The sequence below is a fragment of the Moorena sp. SIO3I6 genome (genome assembly GCF_010672095.1).
Window position 1 is genome coordinate 1 of sequence record NZ_JAAHHU010000981.1, and the last position, 1,836, is coordinate 1,836.

The following is a 1,836-nucleotide window of genomic DNA, read 5'->3' on the forward strand; positions in this document are numbered from 1 at the left end:
AAGGTTAACCCTTCCACAAACAGTCCATCATGCATCCCCTCCATCATTAAGATGAATACATCCACCAGCAATCCTAGTGCTATTACCATCCCATATAAGATCATATTGTTGAGGGTGTACCCACCAAGCCAGAGCAGAAATATAGCTCCGAGAAAGGTTAAAGGAATCGATAACCCAGCAATTATGGCTTCTCGCCAGGTCAGGGCAATGAACAAGATGATAAAAACACCAACCACTGCCTGAATCACATTAATGATCAGGTTATTCTGCTCATCGTGAATCTGTTCGTCCTGCCTGTAGGTAATCCGATAATCCATCCCAAAAGGCCAGACATTGAGGTCTTGCTTGAGAGACTCCAGTTCTTCTAAGGTTTTTTCGATGACGTTAATCGAGTCAGACCCTGGTACTTTCACTACATCCATGCTGACGGTGGGTTCAAACTCAGAACCCTGCCAACTAATGAAAGCACGAGACTTTTCCCTTTCCAAATCCCGACGTACTAAGGCAACTTCATCTAGGCGCACTACCCTACCATAACTACCACCCAAACGAGTGATAGGCAAGCTACGTAAATCTTCCAAGGTACGAAACCTACCGTACAATCGTACCTGAGCCCCAATCTGTTCATTTTCAATCTGGTCCCAGGGCATATCCTGGTTAGCAACTCTGAGGCGGTCACTTACTGTGGTTGGGGAAATCCCCAAAGTAATCATGCGGCTGGGGATAAGTTGGACATTGATAACTTCTTTCCGTTGTCCTGCTACATTAACCTCCCGTACATCCGAGACTTTTTCCAGTCTTTCTTGAATATTTTCCGCCGCCCGACTGAACACCGCCGGATCGAGATTACCATATAAAGCAATCGAGAAAATTGGGACATCTTGGGCAGAGATTTGCTGTATATTTGGTTGATTAGCCTCTGAATTAATCTCCGGTTCAGCATCATTGACTTTTTGCCGCAGCAGCGCCATCGACTCCTGAACATTGGCATTCGCTTGAAATTCCACTGATATCTGGGAGAAACCGTTGAAAGAAGCACTCTCAACTTTCTTCAATCCCTTTAGGGATTTGAGTTCTTTTTCAATTTTATCGGTGACTTGAGTTTCTATGGTTTCTGGGTCAGCCCCTGGCCAACTAGTAGTCACTATCGCCATGGGAATTTCCACATCTGGATCGGCTTCTTTGACCATCGACTGATAACCCATCAATCCACCCAAGGTTAGCAAAACGATCAAGAGAATACCAAATACTGTTTTCAGGAAAAAGAATTTAGCTAAACCTGAGGCTCGGTTAACATCAGGCACATCATGGCCATTATGCCCATTATGATGTATTTTATCCTGTAAACCCTCAGGTTTAGGGTTGGATGAAACCAGCTTACTACTCATCAATTACCTACCAAAGGAAAACGTCATCTGACCAATTACAAACTTTCCAAATTGCTAGTCAATCACTTCAACTGGTGTGCCATCAACTAAGCGATTTAGTCCTTCTGTGACCACTAAGTCGCCAACTTCAACACCACTTGAAATTTCTTGCATAGAAATCCCCCTAATCCCCGCTGTTACCGGACGCAGTTTGACGACTTTTTCTTGTTGATTTACAACAAATACATAGGGTTTCTGGTCTCGGTAGACAATTGCATTAAGAGGAACACTTAGGGCTGTGGGGTTTTCTGCCACAGCGATCCAAAGAGAAACTCGCTCCCCATCCAGTACATTCTTACTTCCTTGGTACAGGCGGATGGTCACGTGTACAGAACGCTCACCAGGGTTAACCGAAGGACTGACTGAAAAAATTGCGCCTCGGGCTTTAGCAAGGCGAAACAATTCCTGT

At 44.7% G+C, this 1,836-nt stretch carries 1 protein-coding gene and 1 pseudogene; both read right to left on the reverse strand.

Features of this window, described 5'->3' with window-relative positions:
• Positions 1 to 1,388, reverse strand: a 1,388-nt coding sequence (locus tag F6K49_RS45190; protein ID WP_293108668.1) for an efflux RND transporter permease subunit, incomplete at its 3' end; no start/stop codon positions are given.
• Positions 1,389 to 1,442: 54 nt separating this feature from the next.
• Positions 1,443 to 1,836: pseudogene (locus tag F6K49_RS45195) on the reverse strand (RND transporter MFP subunit); the annotation flags it as partial.